We start from the raw sequence: 1,903 nt of genomic DNA, 5'->3' as shown, positions 1-1,903 counted from the left end.
CCGATCTGCGCGAAATCGAAGATCTCGTTGCGCAGCATCGTGCTGTAGAAGCTGCCGAGGATCAGCGCGGTTTCGCGCTTGACTTCGTCGAGCACCGCCGGCAGCCCGCTCTCTGGCACCGGCTGCGCGAGCGCGCGGCGCAGCGCGAGCCATGCACCGTTCACGCTCTCCCACGCCTCGCGCGTGAGCGCCGTGCGCACCATCCGCGCGTTCGAGCGCGCGGCCTCGATGCACGACAGCACACTCGACGGGTCGTCTCGGTCGCGCAGCAGGTAGTCGGTCACGGTATCGGCGGCATACGCGTCGTACTTCTGACGATAGCCTTCGTCCGCGCCCGAGCTGACCAGCACCGACGACCATTCGGCCGGCGCGTCGGACGTGCGCGTGAGCGCCATCCGCAGCCCGGCATCGACGATGCGCGCGATGTTCTCCGCGCGCTCGATATAGCGGTACATCCAGTAGAGACCGCTCGCAGTTCGTCCCAGAAGCATCTCGTGTCCACTCCGTCTTCGTTCGGTTCGCGCGCCGGCTGCGGCGCGCGCGGTCGTGCCCGGCTCAGTCGGCCAGCACCCAGGTGTCCTTGGTGCCGCCGCCCTGGCTCGAGTTGACGACGAGCGACCCCTCCTTCAGCGCGACGCGCGTGAGCCCGCCCGGCGTGATGCGGATCCGGTCCGACACCAGCACGAACGGCCGCAGGTCGACGTGGCGCGGCGCGAGGCCGGCTTCGGTCAGGATCGGCGTCGTGGACAACGCCAGCGTGGGTTGCGCGATGTAGTTCGCGGGCCGGGCGCGCAGCTTCGCGGCGAACGCCTCGAGTTCGGCCTTCGATGCGCACGGCCCGACCAGCATCCCGTAGCCGCCCGAGCCGTGCACTTCCTTCACGACCAGTTCGTCGAGATGGTCGAGCACGTATTTCAGGCTGTCGGCCTCGCCGCAGCGCCAGGTCGGCACGTTCTCCAGCATCGCCTTGCGGCCCGTGTAGAACTCGACGATCTCCGGCATGTACGAGTAGATCGCCTTGTCGTCGGCGATGCCGGTGCCGGGCGCGTTCGCGATCGTGATGTTGCCGGCGCGGTAGACGTCCATGATCCCGGCCACGCCGAGCACCGAATCGGGCCGGAACGTGAGCGGATCGAGGAACGCGTCGTCGACGCGGCGGTACAGCACGTCGATCGGCCGGAAGCCTTCGGTGGTGCGCATCGCGACGCGGCCGTCGACCACCTGCAGGTCGCTGCCCTCGACGAGGTGCACGCCCATCTGGTCGGCGAGGAACGAATGTTCGTAGTATGCGGAATTGTGGATGCCGGGCGTGAGCACGGCAATGGTCGGGTTGTCGGCGTTGCCGCCCGGCGGGCACACGGCCGCGAGCGACTGCCGCAGCATCTGCGGATAGGTCTCGACCGGGCGCACCTTGACCTGCTGGAACAGCTCGGGGAAGAGCTGCATCATCGTCTCGCGGTTTTCCAGCATGTACGACACGCCGGACGGGGTGCGCGCGTTGTCCTCCAGCACGTAGAACTCGTTCTCGCCGGTGCGCACGATGTCGACACCGATGATGTGCGTGTAAACGTTCCCCGGCGGCCGGAAATCGATCATCTCCGGGATGAACGCCTCGTTGTGCGCGATCAGGTGCTTCGGCACGATGCCGGCGCGCACGATCTCCTGGCGGTGATAGATGTCGTCGAGGAACGCGTTGAGCGCCATCACGCGCTGCTCGATGCCGAGCGACAGCCGGCTCCATTCCGCGCCCGAGATGATCCGCGGCACGATATCGAACGGAATCAGCCGCTCGGCGGCCTGCGCGTCGCCGTATACGGCGAACGTGATGCCTGTCCTGCGGAACACGCCTTCCGCGTCGTGGGCCTTCTGGGCGAGGCTGGCAGGGTTCTGCGTGTCGAGCCAC

At 67.6% G+C, this 1,903-nt stretch carries 2 protein-coding genes; both read right to left on the bottom strand.

Annotated elements, in window-relative coordinates:
- On the bottom strand, positions 1 to 491 hold a 491-nt coding region (locus tag DIE23_RS38880; protein WP_185646624.1), incomplete at its 3' end, for an alpha-E domain-containing protein.
- A 64-nt stretch (positions 492 to 555) separates the two neighbouring features.
- On the bottom strand, positions 556 to 1,903 hold a 1,348-nt coding region (locus DIE23_RS38875; protein ID WP_148093497.1), incomplete at its 5' end, for a circularly permuted type 2 ATP-grasp protein.

The organism is Burkholderia sp. Bp9143 (assembly GCF_003853645.1).
Lineage (GTDB): Bacteria > Pseudomonadota > Gammaproteobacteria > Burkholderiales > Burkholderiaceae > Burkholderia.
The sequence above is the reverse complement of the archived record's forward strand: the minus strand, read 5'-3'. Positions and strand labels throughout refer to the sequence as shown.